The sequence below is a fragment of the Pseudomonas corrugata genome (assembly GCF_050920615.1).
Classification (GTDB): domain Bacteria; phylum Pseudomonadota; class Gammaproteobacteria; order Pseudomonadales; family Pseudomonadaceae; genus Aquipseudomonas; species Aquipseudomonas corrugata.
Genome location: NZ_CP130434.1, coordinates 4,960,226 through 4,977,043, shown reverse-complemented (window position 1 = coordinate 4,977,043; position 16,818 = coordinate 4,960,226). Strand labels below are relative to the sequence as shown.

General features: G+C 59.1%; 16 protein-coding genes, 4 tRNA genes and 1 pseudogene. 18 read left to right on the top strand and 3 right to left on the bottom strand.

The genetic code is table 11. The features are described from left to right. The first annotated feature begins 107 nt into the window (after nucleotides 1-107). Nucleotides 108-806, top strand: coding sequence for an orotidine-5'-phosphate decarboxylase (gene pyrF / locus QZH45_RS22130; protein ID WP_047699017.1), 699 nt, complete (start codon nucleotides 108-110; stop codon nucleotides 804-806). Between the two features lie 128 nt (nucleotides 807-934). On the opposite strand, the gene QZH45_RS22125 is transcribed toward pyrF, so the two are convergent. Continuing rightward, on the bottom strand, nucleotides 935-1,939 hold the full coding sequence (locus tag QZH45_RS22125; RefSeq protein ID WP_024776953.1) for an NADP-dependent oxidoreductase: 1,005 nt from the start codon (nucleotides 1,937-1,939) through the stop codon (nucleotides 935-937). A gap of 225 nt (nucleotides 1,940-2,164) precedes the next feature. Between QZH45_RS22125 and QZH45_RS22120 the strand changes: the two genes are divergently transcribed. The 4 genes and pseudogenes from QZH45_RS22120 (at nucleotide 2,165) to QZH45_RS22105 (ending at nucleotide 6,613) form a co-directional block, all read left to right on the top strand. Further along, nucleotides 2,165-2,926, top strand: a complete 762-nt coding sequence (locus QZH45_RS22120) for an SDR family oxidoreductase (RefSeq protein WP_024776952.1) — start codon at nucleotides 2,165-2,167, stop codon at nucleotides 2,924-2,926. Nucleotides 2,927-3,141: 215 nt separating this feature from the next. Continuing rightward, nucleotides 3,142-4,539 carry a PLP-dependent aminotransferase family protein gene (locus QZH45_RS22115; RefSeq protein ID WP_053190704.1) on the top strand — a complete coding sequence of 466 codons (1,398 nt, stop codon included), beginning with the start codon at nucleotides 3,142-3,144 and terminating at the stop codon, nucleotides 4,537-4,539. Beyond that, nucleotides 4,463-5,704: pseudogene (locus QZH45_RS22110) on the top strand (methyl-accepting chemotaxis protein); the annotation flags it as partial. The gene QZH45_RS22115 and the pseudogene QZH45_RS22110, both read left to right, overlap by 77 nt. 27 nt (nucleotides 5,705-5,731) lie before the next feature. Continuing rightward, nucleotides 5,732-6,613 carry a methyl-accepting chemotaxis protein gene (locus QZH45_RS22105; protein WP_392396974.1) on the top strand — a complete coding sequence of 294 codons (882 nt, stop codon included), beginning with the start codon at nucleotides 5,732-5,734 and terminating at the stop codon, nucleotides 6,611-6,613. Nucleotides 6,614-6,774: 161 nt separating this feature from the next. On the opposite strand, the gene QZH45_RS22100 is transcribed toward QZH45_RS22105, so the two are convergent. After that, complete coding sequence (locus QZH45_RS22100) at nucleotides 6,775-7,533, bottom strand: hypothetical protein (RefSeq protein WP_033034137.1); 759 nt, start codon at nucleotides 7,531-7,533, stop codon at nucleotides 6,775-6,777. A 358-nt stretch (nucleotides 7,534-7,891) separates the two neighbouring features. Here QZH45_RS22100 and QZH45_RS22095 point away from each other — a divergent pair. From QZH45_RS22095 to QZH45_RS22070, 6 genes are all read left to right on the top strand, one after another. After that, nucleotides 7,892-7,967, top strand: a tRNA-Glu gene (locus QZH45_RS22095). Between the two features lie 2 nt (nucleotides 7,968-7,969). Further along, nucleotides 7,970-8,045 (top strand) — tRNA-Gly (locus tag QZH45_RS22090). A 105-nt stretch (nucleotides 8,046-8,150) separates the two neighbouring features. After that, nucleotides 8,151-8,226: transfer RNA gene (locus QZH45_RS22085), tRNA-Glu, on the top strand. A 3-nt stretch (nucleotides 8,227-8,229) separates the two neighbouring features. Next, nucleotides 8,230-8,305: transfer RNA gene (locus QZH45_RS22080), tRNA-Gly, on the top strand. A gap of 262 nt (nucleotides 8,306-8,567) precedes the next feature. After that, nucleotides 8,568-9,200: a LysE family translocator gene (locus tag QZH45_RS22075; RefSeq protein WP_024776948.1), complete on the top strand. Its 633-nt coding sequence runs from the start codon at nucleotides 8,568-8,570 to the stop codon at nucleotides 9,198-9,200. Between the two features lie 876 nt (nucleotides 9,201-10,076). After that, nucleotides 10,077-10,508 carry an Lrp/AsnC family transcriptional regulator gene (locus QZH45_RS22070; protein ID WP_024776947.1) on the top strand — a complete coding sequence of 144 codons (432 nt, stop codon included), beginning with the start codon at nucleotides 10,077-10,079 and terminating at the stop codon, nucleotides 10,506-10,508. Between the two features lie 36 nt (nucleotides 10,509-10,544). Here QZH45_RS22070 and QZH45_RS22065 read toward each other — a convergent pair whose 3' ends face one another. Further along, a complete protein-coding gene (locus QZH45_RS22065) occupies nucleotides 10,545-11,417 on the bottom strand; it encodes a response regulator transcription factor (RefSeq protein WP_055136217.1) in 873 nt (290 codons plus the stop codon). A gap of 266 nt (nucleotides 11,418-11,683) precedes the next feature. On the opposite strand from QZH45_RS22065, the gene QZH45_RS22060 reads away from it, so the two are divergent. The 7 genes from QZH45_RS22060 (at nucleotide 11,684) to QZH45_RS22030 (ending at nucleotide 16,817) form a co-directional block, all read left to right on the top strand. Further along, nucleotides 11,684-11,878 carry a Flp family type IVb pilin gene (locus QZH45_RS22060; RefSeq protein WP_024776945.1) on the top strand — a complete coding sequence of 65 codons (195 nt, stop codon included), beginning with the start codon at nucleotides 11,684-11,686 and terminating at the stop codon, nucleotides 11,876-11,878. 155 nt (nucleotides 11,879-12,033) lie between these two features. Beyond that, a complete protein-coding gene (locus QZH45_RS22055; protein ID WP_024776944.1) occupies nucleotides 12,034-12,228 on the top strand; it encodes a Flp family type IVb pilin in 195 nt (64 codons plus the stop codon). 25 nt (nucleotides 12,229-12,253) lie between these two features. Next, nucleotides 12,254-12,784: an A24 family peptidase gene (locus QZH45_RS22050; protein ID WP_055137561.1), complete on the top strand. Its 531-nt coding sequence runs from the start codon at nucleotides 12,254-12,256 to the stop codon at nucleotides 12,782-12,784. 2 nt (nucleotides 12,785-12,786) lie between these two features. Continuing rightward, entirely contained in the window at nucleotides 12,787-14,115 is a 1,329-nt protein-coding gene (locus tag QZH45_RS22045; protein WP_055135195.1) for a hypothetical protein, read from the top strand. Between the two features lie 15 nt (nucleotides 14,116-14,130). After that, complete coding sequence (gene cpaB, locus QZH45_RS22040) at nucleotides 14,131-14,946, top strand: Flp pilus assembly protein CpaB (RefSeq protein WP_024776941.1); 816 nt, start codon at nucleotides 14,131-14,133, stop codon at nucleotides 14,944-14,946. A gap of 63 nt (nucleotides 14,947-15,009) precedes the next feature. Next, entirely contained in the window at nucleotides 15,010-16,329 is a 1,320-nt protein-coding gene (locus tag QZH45_RS22035; protein WP_053191290.1) for a TadE/TadG family type IV pilus assembly protein, read from the top strand. Nucleotides 16,330-16,337: 8 nt separating this feature from the next. Next, a complete protein-coding gene (locus QZH45_RS22030) occupies nucleotides 16,338-16,817 on the top strand; it encodes a TadE/TadG family type IV pilus assembly protein (RefSeq protein ID WP_055135196.1) in 480 nt (159 codons plus the stop codon). Nucleotide 16,818 lies beyond the last annotated feature (1 nt).

Below are 16,818 nucleotides of genomic sequence, written 5' to 3'. Positions count from 1 at the left end.
GTCCATGCTGAGTGGGACGCAATGATGATTTACCGATCATCGGGTCCCGCACGGGCGCTGGTTCCGCTACAATGCGCGCCGATTTCGACTTGCCTGAGAGCCCGCTCATGTCCGCCTGCCAGACGCCTATCATCGTCGCCCTGGATTTCCCTACCCGTGACGCCGCCCTGAAGCTGGCCGACCAGTTGGACCCCAAGCTCTGCCGGGTCAAAGTCGGCAAGGAACTGTTCACCAGCTGCGCGTCGGAGATTGTCGGCACCTTGCGTGACAAGGGGTTCGAAGTGTTCCTCGACCTGAAATTCCACGATATCCCCAACACCACCGCCATGGCCGTCAAGGCTGCCGCGGAGATGGGCGTGTGGATGGTCAATGTGCACTGTTCCGGCGGCCTGCGCATGATGGCGGCCTGCCGGGAAGTGCTGGATCAGCGCAGCGGCCCGAAGCCCTTGCTGATTGGCGTGACCGTACTGACCAGCATGGAGCGTGAGGACCTGGCGGGGATCGGCCTCGACATCGAGCCTCAGGAGCAAGTGTTGCGCCTGGCGGCGCTGGCCGAGAAGGCCGGTATGGACGGTCTGGTCTGCTCGGCCCTGGAAGCCAATGCCCTGAAGACGGCGCACCCGTCGCTGCAGTTGGTCACCCCGGGTATTCGTCCGGCGGGCAGCGCCCAGGATGATCAACGCCGTATCCTGACCCCGCGCCAGGCACTGGACGCCGGTTCCGATTATCTGGTGATCGGCCGTCCGATCAGCCAGGCGGCCGATCCGGCCAAGGCACTGGCGGCGGTCGTGGCCGAACTGGCCTGATCCCGCACTGAAAACCAATGTGGGAGCGAGCCTGCTCGCGATGAGGCCGTGTCAGTCGACATCCCCGTCAACTGACAGACCGCTATCGCGAGCAGGCTCGCTCCCACAGGTTTTTGGATCGTGACCGGTCAGACCTTGAGTACAAGTTTTCCGAAGTTCTCCCCGCTGAACAATTTGGTCAGCGTCTCGGGAAATGTCTCCAGTCCTTCGACGATGTCTTCCTTGCTCTTGAGCTGCCCCTTGGCCATCCAGCCGGCCATTTCCTGGCCGGCGGCTGCGAACTGGGCGGCGTAGTCCATGACTACGAAGCCTTCCATGCGCGCCCGGTTCACCAGCAGGGACAAGTAATTGGCGGGGCCTTTCACCGCTTCTTTGTTGTTGTACTGGCTGATGGCGCCACAGATCACCACGCGGGCCTTGAGGTTCAAGCGGCTGAGCACGGCATCCAGGATGTCGCCGCCGACGTTGTCGAAATACACATCGACACCTTTGGGGCATTCGCGTTTGAGGCCGGCCTGGACGTCTTCGCTCTTGTAGTCGATGGCACCGTCGAAGCCCAGCTCATCGATCAGGAACTTGCATTTGTCGGCCCCACCGGCGATGCCCACCACGCGGCAGCCTTTGATCTTGGCAATCTGGCCGGCGATGCTGCCCACCGCGCCGGCGGCACCCGACAGCACCACGGTTTCACCGGCCTTGGGTGCGCCGACGTCCAGCAGCGCAAAGTAAGCGGTCATGCCGGTCATGCCCAAGGCGGACAGATAACGTGGCAGCGGCGCCAGTTTCGGATCAACCTTGTAGAAACCCCTTGGCTCACCGAGGAAATAATCCTGCACGCCTAGCGCACCGTTGACGTAGTCCCCGACCGCAAACCCTGGGTTGTTCGAGGCAATCACCTGGCCCACACCCAATGCACGCATCACTTCACCGATGCCCACGGGCGCGATATAGGACTTGCCCTCGTTCATCCAGCCGCGCATGGCCGGGTCCAGGGACAGGTACTCGTTCTTCACCAATATCTGACCGGCCGCGGGTTCGCCAACCGGGACTTGCTGATAAGTGAAGGTCTCGCGGGTCGCGGCGCCCACCGGGCGTTTGGCGAGCAGGAACTGGCGATTGGTCTGGGCAGTCATGGTGGTTACTCAAGATGAAATTAAGCTTTGTTGATAGCCCGTCGAAGTGATTGTCGCAAGGTTTGCCGGGGTAGCGAATGCAGGCCGATACAACCCGGTGATAATGCCGCCGGGGCTGTTATCACTGGTGTCCATGCATGTTCAACCGGCATCTGGATAGTGCTGCTACGCCATGCTTGGCTGTGGCTACACTGGCGCAACCCCGCATCCTTCAAGGAACTGACAATGAGCATGACGTTTTCTGGACAAGTCGCCGTAGTCACCGGTGCCGCTGCGGGCATCGGCCGCGCCACGGCCCGTGCGTTCGCCGCAGAAGACCTGAAGGTCGTGGTGGCCGACCTGGATGTGGCGGGCGGCGAGGGCACGGTGCAGTTGATTCGCGAGGCGGGCGGCGAGGCGGTGTTCGTGCGCTGCAACGTGACACTGGAAAGCGACGTGCAGAACCTGATGAATGAAGTGATCGGTACCTACGGTCGTCTCGATTACGCCTTCAACAATGCCGGGATCGAGATAGAGAAGGGCAAACTGGCCGACGGCACCCTCGATGAGTTCGACGCGATCATGGGCGTCAATGTGAAAGGTGTCTGGCTGTGCATGAAATACCAGTTGCCGCTGCTGCTGGCCCAGGGCGGCGGGGCCATCGTCAACACCGCCTCGGTGGCCGGCCTGGGTGCGGCGCCGAAAATGAGCATTTATGCGGCCTCCAAGCATGCCGTGATCGGCCTGACCAAGTCGGCCGCCATCGAATATGCCAAGAAGAAGATTCGCGTGAACGCAGTCTGCCCGGCAGTGATCGACACCGACATGTTCCGCCGTGCCTACGAGTCTGATCCGAAGAAGGGTGAATTCGCCAACGCCATGCACCCGGTAGGACGTATCGGCAGGGTCGAGGAAATTGCCAGCGCCGTGCTGTACTTGTGCAGCGATGGCGCGGCGTTCACCACCGGGCATTCGCTGGCGGTGGACGGCGGTGTCACGGCCTTCTAAGGGAGTGGATTGTAGGAAAAAGCCCGCTCCTGTAGCGGGCTTTTTCTTGGGCGGTCGGAAATTCCCTGGATCTGCCCGTCAATGTGTTTCAAGGCGTGAGAATCGGCCCATTTGGCGACGTTGTCGTACATCGTCCGGCAACACCCTGTGCTTAACTGCCATGGAAAACCGACTGTTTCTGGAAATAAAACAATCGCTTAGGAGCTTGGTTACTCATGGAGTTGAGAATCGACCGACAGGCCCTTGTGCCTGTCGTACAGCAAATTGTCGACGCCCTGGTCGGCTGGATTCGACAGGCTGGGGTGCAACCGGGGACGCGCCTGCCTTCCATCCGCCAATTGGCGCGGGAGAATCTGCTCAGTCAGTCCAGCGTCAATGAAGCATGTGAACGTCTGGTCGCCCAAGGGATATTGGCCTCCCGCCATGGCTCGGGTTTTTTTGTTGCATCACCTTCCTCGATCAGGCCCGACCTCTCCGGCAAGGGGCTGCCGGGAGGCATGCAGCGTGCCTGGGCCGATTCAGCCGACAACGGGCTGTGGGAACTGAAGTTAGGCAGTGGCGGATTACCCGAACGTTGGCGTGAGAGCGATGACCTGGCCTATGCGATTCGGCAGGTGTCCCGCACCGACATGGCGGGACTGTTCAACTACAGTACGCCGCTGGGGTTGCCTGCCTTGCGTGAGCAACTGTCAAGGCGACTGAAGCAGCTCAATATCAATGTGGATGAAAACCTTATCCTGACCACAACGGGGGCGACTCATGGCCTGGACCTGATCGTGCGGACACTGCTGCGGCCGGGATGTTGCGTGGTGGTGGAAAGCCCCGGCTATTCGAGGCTGTTCGAGCTGCTCAGGCTCCATGGGATCGACATGATCGAGTTACCGAGGACACCACGGGGCCCGGATGTCGACGCGTTGCAAGCGTTGTTGGCGACTCACCGGCCCAGCGCCTTGTTCATCAACAGCGCGTGTCACAACCCGACCGGCAGTTGCCTGGCGCCGGCCGTGGCCCAGCAGTTGCTGCAACTGACACGCAAGCATGCCGTGCTGGTTATCGAGGACGACGTCTATGCCGACTTCCAGAGCACGACGCGGACCCGGTTGGCGGCGCTGGATGCCGACGTGCTTTACGTGGGCAGTTTCTCGAAAACCCTGAGCAGTTCGTTGCGGGTCGGCTTCGTGGTGGCCGGCGCTGCGATCATCGAGCGTTTGAGCAAGGTCAAGGAGGTTACCAGCATGGGGGGGTCGCGGTTCTGCGAATCGGTTGTCGCCGGCCTGTTGGCCAACGGCGCCTATCGCAAGCTGGTCCAGCGCCAGCGGCAACGCCTGGGTATCGAAATGGCAATGGTGCTCCAGGTACTGGAGGATGCCGACTGGACCGTTTTCGGCAAACCGGCCGGAGGGCTGTTCATCTGGGCACGTCCGCCCAGGTGCGACTACGCTGGATTACAACGCCTGGCCAAACGGTTCGGTGTGCTGCTGTCTTCGCGTACAGCGTTCAGCCCGTCGGGTGTTGACAGTGACTGGCTACGGATCAATGTGGCCTATGCCCGGGATTCCAGGGCGCTGGCGTTCTTCCGGGCCACGGGTCTGGATCGACCTCGAGCGTTCTGAAAACGACGAAGCCGTAGCTTTTTGCCATTATTCCGACGCCAGCATCTTGTGCGATGGGGCGTCTCGTTGCGAATCTGCGATTACACACACTGGCAGAGGACTGAGCGCAATGATTTCGGCCGTGCAAAGACGTTTTGCCAACCTGGGTATGGCAAAGAAGTTGGGGATCGGGTTTGTCATGGTGCTGCTGCTCACTGCAGTTGTGGCGGCCATTGGGGTCTGGTCGTTGCAAACCATCAGTCAGCGTTTCGATGGCTTGAAGCAGATGTCCTCGTTCAGTAGCGAGCTACTCAAGGTTCGGCTGCTCGAACAGGACTACGCGTTGCGCTCCGATCCCAAGACGGTCGATGCCCTGCACCAGGGCGTGGACAGCTTGATCGCCAAGGCCAATGAACTCAAGGCGCAGTCGGCTGCCAACGTGCCGGTGATGAACGATGTGGAGCAAGCCTTGGTGGCTTATCGCAAGGCGTTCGATGAGTTCGTCGGATTGAGCCAGAGCAAGGACCTGGCCCTGGAGATGGCCAGTTGGTCGGTGTCCAGCGTCGCCAACAACCTCGATGTGCTTCGGGCCGGGTTGGCGGATGATGGCACCTACACGTTGAAAGAGACCCAGGGCAAGGAAGGCGCCGAGTTTGTTGAACAAGCCAACCAGGTCAGTGAGGTGTCCCGTTTGATGCTGGTGGCCATGAATGAGGCGCGGGTGCGCCTCGATCAGACCCGCAAAGGCAGTGAGGAAGCGGGACAAGGCCAGATCGAACAGGCCGAGCAGGCCATGAAGCAGGCCGAAGTGCTCAAGACCGCGATCAAGGATCCTGGCTACCAGACGGTCATCAATGAAGTGGCCGGGCACATCGCCGGATTCAACGAGAAACTCGCTGAATATACTGGTCTGCTGGCCCAGGAGAAGGTCATCTCCGGGCAGCTGCGCGAACGGGCTGCCCAGGTGGTGGATCGGGTTGACCAGGCCTATGCCGCCGAAGACAAGGCCATGCAGGCCGAGTTGAAAAAGAACTCGTTGCTGATCGTCGGTTCGTCGGCCCTCGCGTTGCTGGTGGGGTTGATTGCGGCCTGGGTCATTACCCGACTGATCGTGGCGCCGTTGCGCAGTGTCATTCGTGTCGCCCAGCAAATTGCCGGAGGGGACTTGAGTGCAACGGTGGAAGTGACGCGCCGGGATGAAATCGGGCAGTTGATGTTGGCGATGCAGCAGATGGGAGCCGGGCTGAGCAGTATCGTCAGTGGGTTGCAGTCCGGTATCGAGCAGTTGGCCAACTCCGCCCAGTCGTTATCGGCCGTGACCGAACAGACCAACCTGGAAGTCAGCAGCCAGAAGGAGGAAACCGAACAGGTTGCCACGGCCATGAACCAGATGACCGCCACTGTGCACGACGTGGCGCGCAATGCCGAAGAAGCGGCCCAGGCTGCCCAGACCGCCGACGACAAAGTCGAAAGCGGTCAACAGGTGGTGCGCCAGAGCATGGTGCGTATCGAACAACTGGCCGACTCGGCCACATCGGCCAGTTCCAGCATCGAAAGCCTCAGTGCCGAAATCCAGAACATCGGCACGGTATTGAGTGTGATCAAGAGCGTCGCCGAGCAAACCAACCTGCTGGCGCTCAACGCCGCCATTGAAGCAGCTCGCGCCGGTGAACAGGGCAGGGGCTTTGCGGTGGTGGCCGATGAAGTGCGTGCCCTGGCCAAGCGCACACAACAATCCACCGAAGAAATCGAGCGGTTGGTGAGTGCCTTGCGTTCAGCCGCCCAGACTTCCGTGCAACAGATCCAGAGCAGCGGTGAGCTGGTGAAGATGGCGGTCAGCGATGCCCTGCAGACTGAAAGTGCCTTGGGCAGCATTGCTGCAGCCGTGTCGCTGATCCAGCAGATGAACCAGCAGATCGCCGCGGCAGCCGAACAGCAGAGCTCGGTCGCCGAAGAAATCAACCGCAGCGTCACCAGCATCCGCGCCAGTGCCGATCAGTCCTCCCTGGCGATGCAAGGCAACGCCGCGTCCAGCATTGAGCTGGCACAGTTGGGCGTCGAGCTGAAGGGGATGGTGGGGCATTTCAGGTTGTAAGCGTGGGAGTTTGAAGCAAGCACGGACTGTTGTAGGAACTGCCGAGTGCAACGAGGCTGCGATCTTTGCCCTGACAATTGAGTCGCGAGCGAAAGATCAGGATCAAAAGATCGCAGGCTTCGCCAGCTCCTGCATCAGCCTCTGCCTGCACCACGCAGGCCTCAGTCGTAAACCTTCTTCTTCTTCCACTCGTCGTTGATTTCGTCTTCCTTCAAGCCTTCGGTCAACTGGTTGACCTCACCTTCGGCCGCCTTGGTGCTGGCCAGGACCATGGCATTGACGCGGGCCAGGAGTTTCTCGAGGTAAGCCAGCTGCTCGGCGTAGACCTGTGGTTCCTGCTGTTTACGCAGGTATTGCACGCCACGTTCGAACGCCAGGCGAGCCTGCCCCGGTTGTTCCTGTTGCAAGGCCTGTTGGCCGAGGTTGTTGAAGAACTCGATGTGCAGCAGCACCAGGACGTGCCGTACTTCGCGGATCCAGCGCTTGGCTTCGTTGGGCGGCAGGAAACCGTCCTGGGCGGCGCGGGTGATCTGGCCATGCAAGGCCTCAAGCAGGAAACGCACATCCTTGGCCTTGGCTTCGGTCTGGATCGGAGCCGGGGGATTGTTCACCGGGATCGATTCGCCCTGGGCCGCCAGGGCGTTCAACTCGTCCAGGCGTGCCTTCACCGCTGCATTGGTCTTTTCCATGCCCAGCAAGCGCTGGCAGACGTTGATCTCAAGGCGGGTGATCAGCAGCTTCAGGGCCGGGGTCATAAACTGGCCGGGGAAGGTTTCGGTGAGCTCGCCGCAACGACGCAGGCGGTCGTTGAGTTCGACCTTGGTACGGGCCTTTTCCAGCTTGTTGTTTTCCGCCACATGGTTCATATAGCCAATGGCGATCAACAATGCGATCCCGGCTACGACGAGCAGGGTGATCATGAGTGGTGTCACCGGTAAGACCTCTTTAATAGGATTCGCATAGATCAGTGTAGTGGCTAGGCTTTTAAGCGCATAGGCCCGAACGACGAGATTAGACGGACGACCAGGCACGGTAGCGTAGATGCACATTGCCACTATTTGCTGGGCGCGACTATATCGTCTTGGCGGACGACAGAATATAGGCGTCAGAGACTGGACAGGCAAAATCTGCGAATCGCTCCTCAAACCGGTCGAAGTCATTGATTTAAATAAATTTATATCTGGGGGTTGACGACCTCTCAATCCATCCATAGAATGCGCGCCACTTACAGCGTAAAGCACTCAGCCAAGCGCCATAAGCAGTGAATGTTATACGTGTGTCCCCTTCGTCTAGTGGCCTAGGACACCGCCCTTTCACGGCGGTAACAGGGGTTCGAGTCCCCTAGGGGACGCCAATGCGGGAATAGCTCAGTTGGTAGAGCACGACCTTGCCAAGGTCGGGGTCGCGAGTTCGAGTCTCGTTTCCCGCTCCAATTTTAAACAATCCTGCTTTCGAGCAGGGTTGAGTGAAACCAGAAACGATACCTTCGGGTTCAGATCTGGGCACTGGGACACACACCATGTGTTCCGGGCAGCGTGTCCCCTTCGTCTAGTGGCCTAGGACACCGCCCTTTCACGGCGGTAACAGGGGTTCGAGTCCCCTAGGGGACGCCATTTGCGGGAATAGCTCAGTTGGTAGAGCACGACCTTGCCAAGGTCGGGGTCGCGAGTTCGAGTCTCGTTTCCCGCTCCAAATTCAAAAAAACGCCGCTCATTGAGCGGCGTTTTTTTATGCCTGTGAAAAAGCCATCTCAATCGGCGCCGGACCGGTCCAGGTGCTTTAGACGGACAATTTGCATGTGTTTTAGGGCGTGGGCCTTATCGCCTTAATAATGAAGGGAGGTTTGGCGAACTACATGCAAAATTAACGGAAAAGCATGTCGGAAAATTAATAATTAATTTCTAAAAAATTGCCGTTCTCCTAACCTTCCAGTACCCATTCTGGAGGTGCATCCATGTTGATTTTCGTTAAATCAATGGTCATTGGTCTGTGCATTGCGGCCCCTGTGGGGCCCATCGGGCTGTTGTGTATACAAAGGAGTCTCATGCTTGGCTGGAGAGCCGGTTTTGCGACAGGGTTAGGGGCCGCCACTGCCGATTCAATCTATGGGTTCATAGGGGCGTTGGGTATTACCGCCATTATCGCGACGCTCATCAGCTTCAAGCCCTGGTTATGTATTCTGGGAGGGCTGTTCCTCGCCTACATTGGTTATCAGACAATACGCTCGAACAGCAATGCGACCGCCATGGGGGGCGAGCGCGCCAACATGTTCAAGGCTTATTCGACCACGCTGTTCCTGACCTTGTCGAACCCCATGACCATTTTGTCGTTTATCGCGATATTTGCCGCCTTGAGCGATAGCATGGCCAGCGAACAAGGCAGTCAGCACTCAGTGCTGTCCATGGTGACCGGCATATTTCTGGGCTCGGCCGTCTGGTGGTTAGGACTGAGCGGCTTCTCCTCCATCTTCAAGGCCAGGATCGCTCAGTCAAAGATTAAATTGATCAACTACTTTTCCGGGGCAACCATCAGTCTGTTAGGCGCGTACCAAGTGGCAACCGGCGTCATGCTGGCCACGGGAACCTGAGAAGGTTTCCCCTTCGGTGAATGATGCCGATGCCTTCTTCGCTCCCCTTCGGAGTCAGGAGGGAGCTTTACCCAGCCTGGACTCAACGTAGGCTTTGAAACGACCTATCGCCTGTGTGGTTTGTGCGGCTGTGGCATTACTGAACGACAACCTGACCTGATTGACCGCTTCGTTTGTCAGTGAGAACAAGGACGTAGGGAATACAGTAACCCTGAAGTGCCGGGCGCACTCGTTCATCTCAGCCTGTCTGCACATTGATGAAGAAGCCTCCCGCCGGCTGATTCCAGGTGACGGTTCGTTGGGAACCGCCTTCGGATGGGAATGCATGCTCAAGGCCCAGAGTGTTGTCTTACACGCAGAAAAGGAACCACATGCAATTCAATTTAACGAGCCGCCCGCCTCGGTTTCCGCGAACCTTGCAAAAATCCAACTTACCCATCCTGGATGACACAGTTGCGTGACGAAAGATGACACTTTACGGCTCCCCCGTGGAGTAGTTCTTCCAGTTTTGCCGGGGGGCTTTCCAGGGGGCAAGTTTTCATTTCTTGTAGTGTCCATCTCTCATTTCCTCATTGCGAAAGTTGCCAACAACATCATCGCTAAAAAGTCTAGGCGAAACAATCCTGCCGCCATAAGTGGCAGTCATCTTGTTGTAGTCAGTAAGCGGAAGACGTGCGGATCAAACCATGTTGAGAGAAATATTTTATTATGCGGTGCGTCATGCTAAAGAGGAGGGGGTATTGATTGCGCGGATTCTTTCAAGGCTTCTCAGGCAGGAAATAGGCTAGCGCTCTGCTTTATTTTGGTGCATGATTTTTTTAATGAAAAACGCGGGCTCTTCATTAAATTTTAAAGTTCTTACCGAGAGAAACGCACATGGATCGTATAGACATAAAAATCCTGGGGAAGGTACAGGACTGTGGCCGCATTTCCATCACGGAACTTTCCAAGCATGCGGGGCTTTCTATTCCTGCCACGACTGACAGGTTACGCAAGCTGGAAGACGCTGGGGTCATCAAGGGCTATAGCGCTCAGTTGGATCCCACCAAGCTGGGGTACGGCATCTCGGCTGTCGTCGGCATCACCACCCTCAAGCCGGCGAAAGCCAAATTGATAGCGACGCTCCAGGACATTCCCGAGGTCGTGGAGTGCCTGCATATCACGGGTAATGACTCTTACCTGATCAGGATCTATGCCAAATCGATGGCTGAGATCGAGGCGATCATTGCCAATATCAACGGGTACGGAGAGACGCGCACCAGCATTGTCTTGTCAGTTCCTATCGAGAGAAGAAAGCTCGCCCCTTGAGAGACTTGAACGCCAGCCATCGCATCAAGACGCCCGTCAGCCCTCCAGACTGTGCACCAGGCTCTCAAGCGCTTTCGTGCTTGCTTCTTCCTCCGGTACCGATGGCGTGATAACCGTCGTGCGCATCTGCCGCGCCAGGCGGTATTCACTGGGCGTACAGTTGGCGTACTGCTTGAAGGCGCGGGCAAAGTAGGACGGATCCTTGAAACCGGCTTCGTAGCCGATGCTGGTGATGGGCATCTCGCTGTTATCGAGCAGTTCCTTGGCAAAACTCATGCGCTTGTTCAGTACGTAGTCGGTAAAGCCCAGCCCATTGGCCTCCTTGAACAGACGACTGAAGCGAAACGTGGTCATGCCGCAGCGCTTGGCCAGGTCACGCTGATCGATGCTCTCGCGAAAATGCTGATCGATGTACAACAGGATGTGGTTGAGGGCCTGGTGTTTCTGGTGGCTGGAGGTCAGGCGGATGCTCTCCGGCAGGGTGGGGGAGTGGTCGATCGGCGACGTCCTGCCCCGGCTGCCGGTATTGCGTCGCAACTCGCACAATTGCAGCACCGCCGTCAGGTAGCGCTTTCTCTCGGTGGCTGAAAGGGGCAGGACCATGTATTCCCAGACATTGGAGCGCATGGCCCAGACCGCCAGCTCTTCAGAGTGCTGCACGGTGAACATGGTGATGGGGATGGTAGGCACGGCCCGCTTGATTTCCAGCAACCGCCTCAGACCCGGGGTGTCCGGCCGGTCGAAATGAATGCAGATCATGTCGACCTGCTCTCCGCCCGGCAGCGTGGCGTTGGTTGCCAGCGAGCAATGGCAGGCTTGCTCGAACTGGATGGCGAGTTCCTTTGTGGACCGATCGTGAGTCAGATCGAACCACAACAACCTTGGCTTTCCGGTCAGATTCGACGTCATGTGCCTACTCAGTGGTTCTTCCTGCCCTTTAGCCGGAAGTATCGTCAATGTGCCATCATTTCGCCGAATAAATTCTTATAAAAAACCAGGTTCTTATCTCTATCCCGGTGCAGCGAATGCACGGCAGCCGTAGATGACCTCGCGCAAAATAATCCTAGCGATGTGCAAAATCCTCCTAACGACTATGTCGGCCTCCTGACTAGGGTTGCATCAGGCAGTTCGCGATGTACTGCCTCCTGAAAAACAACCCCGATGAGGTGTGCGAAATGACTCTTCAAACTATCAAGGCTTCGGTACTGAAGTTCGCCAAAGATGAAGACGGCCTGACCATTGTGGAATATGCCGTGGCCGGTGGGTTGATCACGGTGGCGGTGGCGGCCGCCTTCGTTCTTCTGGGTGGTGCCGTGGATACCCAGATCCGTGCTCTGTGCCAGGCCGTCAACGGCAACGTTGCCTGCTGATCACAACGCTTTGCGATAGGGGGACACGGCAACTTTTACGGAATCACGCTTGCGACTCTTTTGCAGTGAGTACAACGAATACCTCAAATGGACTTGGCGCTGTCCCCAACTTCTAAGTTCATTGCCGTATTACTTCTGCGCGTGAGGTAAATAAAATGACTCTGCACACAATCAGAACTTCGATCAGCAAGTTCGTAAAAGATGAAGAGGGCCTGACCATTGTCGAGTATGCGGTGGCGGGAGGCTTGATCACGGTGGCGGTGGCGGCGGCATTCGTGCTGTTGGGAGGGGCCGTGGATACCCAGATCCGTGCGCTGTGCCAGGCCGTCAACGGCAACGTTGCCTGCTAACGATTACGCAACCGGGAGACGCGCCATGTCCATGGAATTGCTGGTGTCGACATCAATACTGCTGGGACTGCTGGGCGTGGCGGTGGTGAGCGATCTGCTCCGCCACCGCATCCCCAACTCACTGGTCCTTCTGGGGCTCGTCCTGGGGCTGGCCAGTCAGGTTTACACGGGCGGAATCAGCGGCTTGGGCGACAGCCTGCTGGGCATGCTGATCTGCTTCGCGCTATTCCTGCCGATGTACGCGGTGGGAGGCATGGCGGCCGGTGACGTCAAGTTGATGACCATGGTCGGCAGCTTCCTGCCATTCCACTACGCATTGTGGGCCGCGCTGTTCAGCCTGATCGCCGGCGGCGTGTGTGGATTCCTGATTGTCCTGGCTCGTGGCCAACTGCTGCAAACCCTTGGACGTTACTGGCTGATCGTCCGCGCCCAGTCCTATCTGGCACCCACCTCGGATGAAGTGGCCGGTAAACCCTTTCCTTATTCGATTGCGATCCTGATCGGCACCTTGAACAGCGTCTACTGGCAGTTGGTTGCCGGCGGCTGGGGAGTCTAGTCATGCACGTCATCAACGATAGTGATGCCTACCCCAGCGAACGGGAGGCGGTACAACGCTTGGCACCCCAGCCTTGTACGATTCGCGACACCGGCTTGACCGACAGTTTTCTGGGCGAACTGGTGTGCAAGCATCTGCACGACGCCGGTGTGCTGGACATGCCGCGGTTGGTCGAGCGCCTGGCGCTGACCGGTGCTGTGCTGGAAGAAGTCCTGGCGTTTTTGCGCAAGGATGGCCGTGTCGAGGTGCTCGGCCAGATTGGCCAGGCCAGCGTGCAGGCGTTGCGTTATGGCCTGACCGAACGTGGTCGCAGCTCTGCCCGGGACGCCCTGGCCCGTAGCGGTTATATCGGTGCGGCGCCGTTCCCTGTGAGCACCTATCGCTCGCTGATCAAGATCCAGACCATACACCACGGTCGTATCACCGCCAGCGACATGCAGCGGGCCCTGTCCGGCATGGTGCTGAGCCAGGGCATGCTCGACCAGTTGGGCGTGGCCTTGAACTCCGGGCGGGCGATCATGATTTATGGCCCGGCCGGTACCGGCAAGACCTACGTCAGCAGCCGGTTGATCCGCCTGTTTGCCGAAGCCATCTGGGTGCCCCATGCCATTGTCATCAACGAGTCGGTGATCGAGATCTACGACCCGCAGGTGCATCAGCGCCTGGATGACAACAGCCAACCGAACAATCTGATGCTCAACGAAGGCATCGACCGCCGGCTGCTGTGCTGCAAACGCCCCATCGTCATCACCGGTGGCGAGTTGAGCATGGAGCAGCTGGATGTGCGCTACGATCCGTTCACCCGTCAGTACCAGGCCGCCTTGCAGCTCAAGGCCAGCAACGGCCTGTTCATCATCGACGATATGGGGCGCCAGCGCATGGCCCCGGCCGAGTTGCTCAATCGCTGGATCGTGCCCATGGAAGAGAAGCGTGACTTCATCAACCTGGGCGGCGGGCGGCACTGCGAGCTGCCGTTCGACCTTGTTCTGGTGTTTTCCACCAACCTCAATCCGTTGGAACTGGCCGACGAGGCGTTCCTGCGACGCATTGGCTACAAGGTTCAGTTCGGTTACCTCAAGCCCGACGAATACGAACGCATCTGGCGCCAGGAATGCGAGCGCCTGGGTGTCCCTTACGATCCGCTGCTGGTGCGTTATGTGCTGCAGCGGCTGTATGCCGGCGAAGGCATGCCCCTGGTGCCTTGCCATCCCCGTGACCTTTTGAACATGGCGCTCGACCGCCAACGCTACCTGGGCGGTTCCGGACCCCTGATGCCACAAGAGTTGGAATGGGCCTGGCACAACTACTTCGTTCAGCTCGACTTTCTTTGATTCGGAGATACTGACATGAGCTCTCGTACGCTTCCGCTGATTGGCGTTTCCCTGGTAATGGGCCTTGGCGCTGCATGGATGGCCGACTCCTGGTTGAGTGCGCGACTCAATGCGACCCCCGATGACCATCTGCGAAGCGTGGTGGTCGCCACAGTGGAAATCCCTTTCGGGCAAATGGTCGAGGCCCAGCAGGTCACCACCGTGCGCATGCCGATGGATACGATCCCGGACGATGCCTTCGACGCCAGTGAAAAGGCCGTGGGCAAGATCGCCACGTTTGACATCTTGCGCGGCGACATCGTGCGCGGTGCGCGTCTGAGTGAGCACCTGGGTGGCAGCACCCTGGCCTCGCTGATCGCGCCCGACAAGCGTGCCATCTCGGTCCGGGTGGACGATGTCGTGGGCGTCGGCGGGTTCCTGCTGCCGGGCAACCGGGTCGACGTGCTGGCGACCAAGACCACCAACGCCGGCAGCAACAGCGCCACATCCCGGACCATCCTGGAAAACCTGCGGGTATTGGCGGTGGATCAGACAGCGGGTACCGACAAGACCCAACCGGTTGTGGTGCGCGCCGTCACGCTGGAGATGACGGCGACCGAAGCGGAAGCGCTGGTCACCGCGCAAACCGAAGGCAAGCTGCAACTGGCCCTGCGCAATCCGTTGAACCTGGAGAAAAAAGCCGTGGCTGTCGCGCCGCCAGCGCCACCGGTCATGGCGGTAGCGGCCGCCGCGGTGCCTAGGCCCGTGGTGCAACGCATCGTCAAGGCGCAGGACGGCGGGGCGGTGACGGTGATCCGTGGCATTGAAAGCAAGGTGATCAACCTTCGCTGAATGGCGTGAAAAACACCTGGTTTCCAGGCGATGGCGATCCTCAATGCAGTCAACGAGGGCGTGATGATGAATTCCGATATCCGGAGGCGCCAGGGAGGGGCAGTGAGTGTATTGATGGTGTTCGCCTTGGTGGCGATCTCCATGATGGCAGCGTTGGCCCTGGACGGTGGCCACATGTTGCTCAACAAGACGCGTTTGCAGAACGCAGTGGATGCCGCGGCCTTGAGCGGGGCCAAGACCCTGAGCCAGGTCACCGGCGGCCTCAACATGGCCAGCACGACGCGTGCGGCGGCCCTGGACACGCTGAACAAGAACGCCCAGGCCTTGGGCAACACTGAACTGGCCACCGCCGTCGCCGGCAATCCGGGGGCGTTTGCCGTGGTAGAGCTGGCCAGCAGTGTCTACGGTCCGTTCTCTTACCCCGGGCCAGCGGATGCCAAGTACGTGCGGGTGTCGGTGTCGAGTTATCAACTGAACGGTTTTTTCTGGAGTTTCGTCCAGACCATGGGCAGCGCCGGTCTGGGTAACAAGCGAGTGGCGGCGATTGCCACTGCCGGTCCCAGCCCGACTTCGCCTTGCGACCTGGCGCCCTTGATGGTCTGTGGCGACCCCGGCCAGTACAACCCGGCGGCCGGCAACTTCTGGGGCTACCACTTTGGTGACCTTGAGGTCTTGAAGACGGCGGCGGGTAATTCTTCGCCTATCGGGCCGGGCAACTTTCAGTTACTCGATTTTGGCTCTGGCGGCAGTACGGTCAGGGAGGATCTGGCGGGCGGCGGTTCGGTCTGTCGCAGTGTCGGCGATAACGTTCAGACCGCACCCGGCAACAAGGCCGGTCCGACCTCCCAGGGCTTGAACACCCGCTTCGGCATTTACAAGGGGCCGGTCAGTTCCTCCGATTACCCGCCGGACCTGGTGACCTCGTCGAGCACGCCGGCGATGACCTACGACAGTGCGCTTGACCAGGTGAAGTACAAGGGTAAGACGGTCACTTCGAGCAACGGCGATCTCTCGGCGGGCGGTGAGGCGATCAAGGACTACAACGACTGGCGCACCCAGGTCGCCGCCTGTGTCGGCGGAAGCGGCAGCGGTTGTGAAAGCAATGGGGTGTTCGAACGGCGGATGCTCAAGATCGTGATCGGCAACTGCACCGGCAAGCAGGGTGGCTCAAGCTCGATTCCGGTGCTGGGGTTCGGCTGCTATTTCGTGGTGCAACCGGTGGATGGCGGTGGTTCGGACTCCCTGGTCTTCGGCCAGTTCGTCCAGGAATGTGAAGGCGATGGCGTGCCAGGCCCCACACCCTCCAGTGATGCCGGCCCGCAGATTATCCAGCTCTACAAAACCTACCTCAACGGCAGTGGCAATCCGAGCACTGACTCGTAGGAGGCGTCATGGGACTTACTCAATTCAAATCCCCGCAGGCTCAGCAAGGCTTGGCGCTGGTGGAGTTTACCCTGGTGCTGCCCCTGGTGCTGGTGCTGTTGCTGGCCTTCGGCGAGTTCGGCCGCATGCTCTACCAGTACAACGTGTTGTTGCAGGCCAGCCGTGATGCCGGTCGTTTTGTCGCCGGCCAGGCCTGGAACTCCACGTTGGGCGGCATCGCCCTGAGCAACACGTTGTTGACCCAGACAAAAAACGTTGCGGTATACGGCGTGCCCGCCCAGGTCGGCAACCCGGTTGTGTCCGGTTTGACCGCGACTAACGTGACGGTCGCTGCGGTAGGTACCAACCATGTACGCGTCACCGTCACGTACACGTTCTGCCCGGTGATTGGCGCGGGCAATTGCACCGGGTCGCTGCCGGGTTTTTTCGGCGCCGCCATGCCGCTGGGCATTCCGCTGGTCGCAACCACTGTGATGAGGGTGCTGTGAT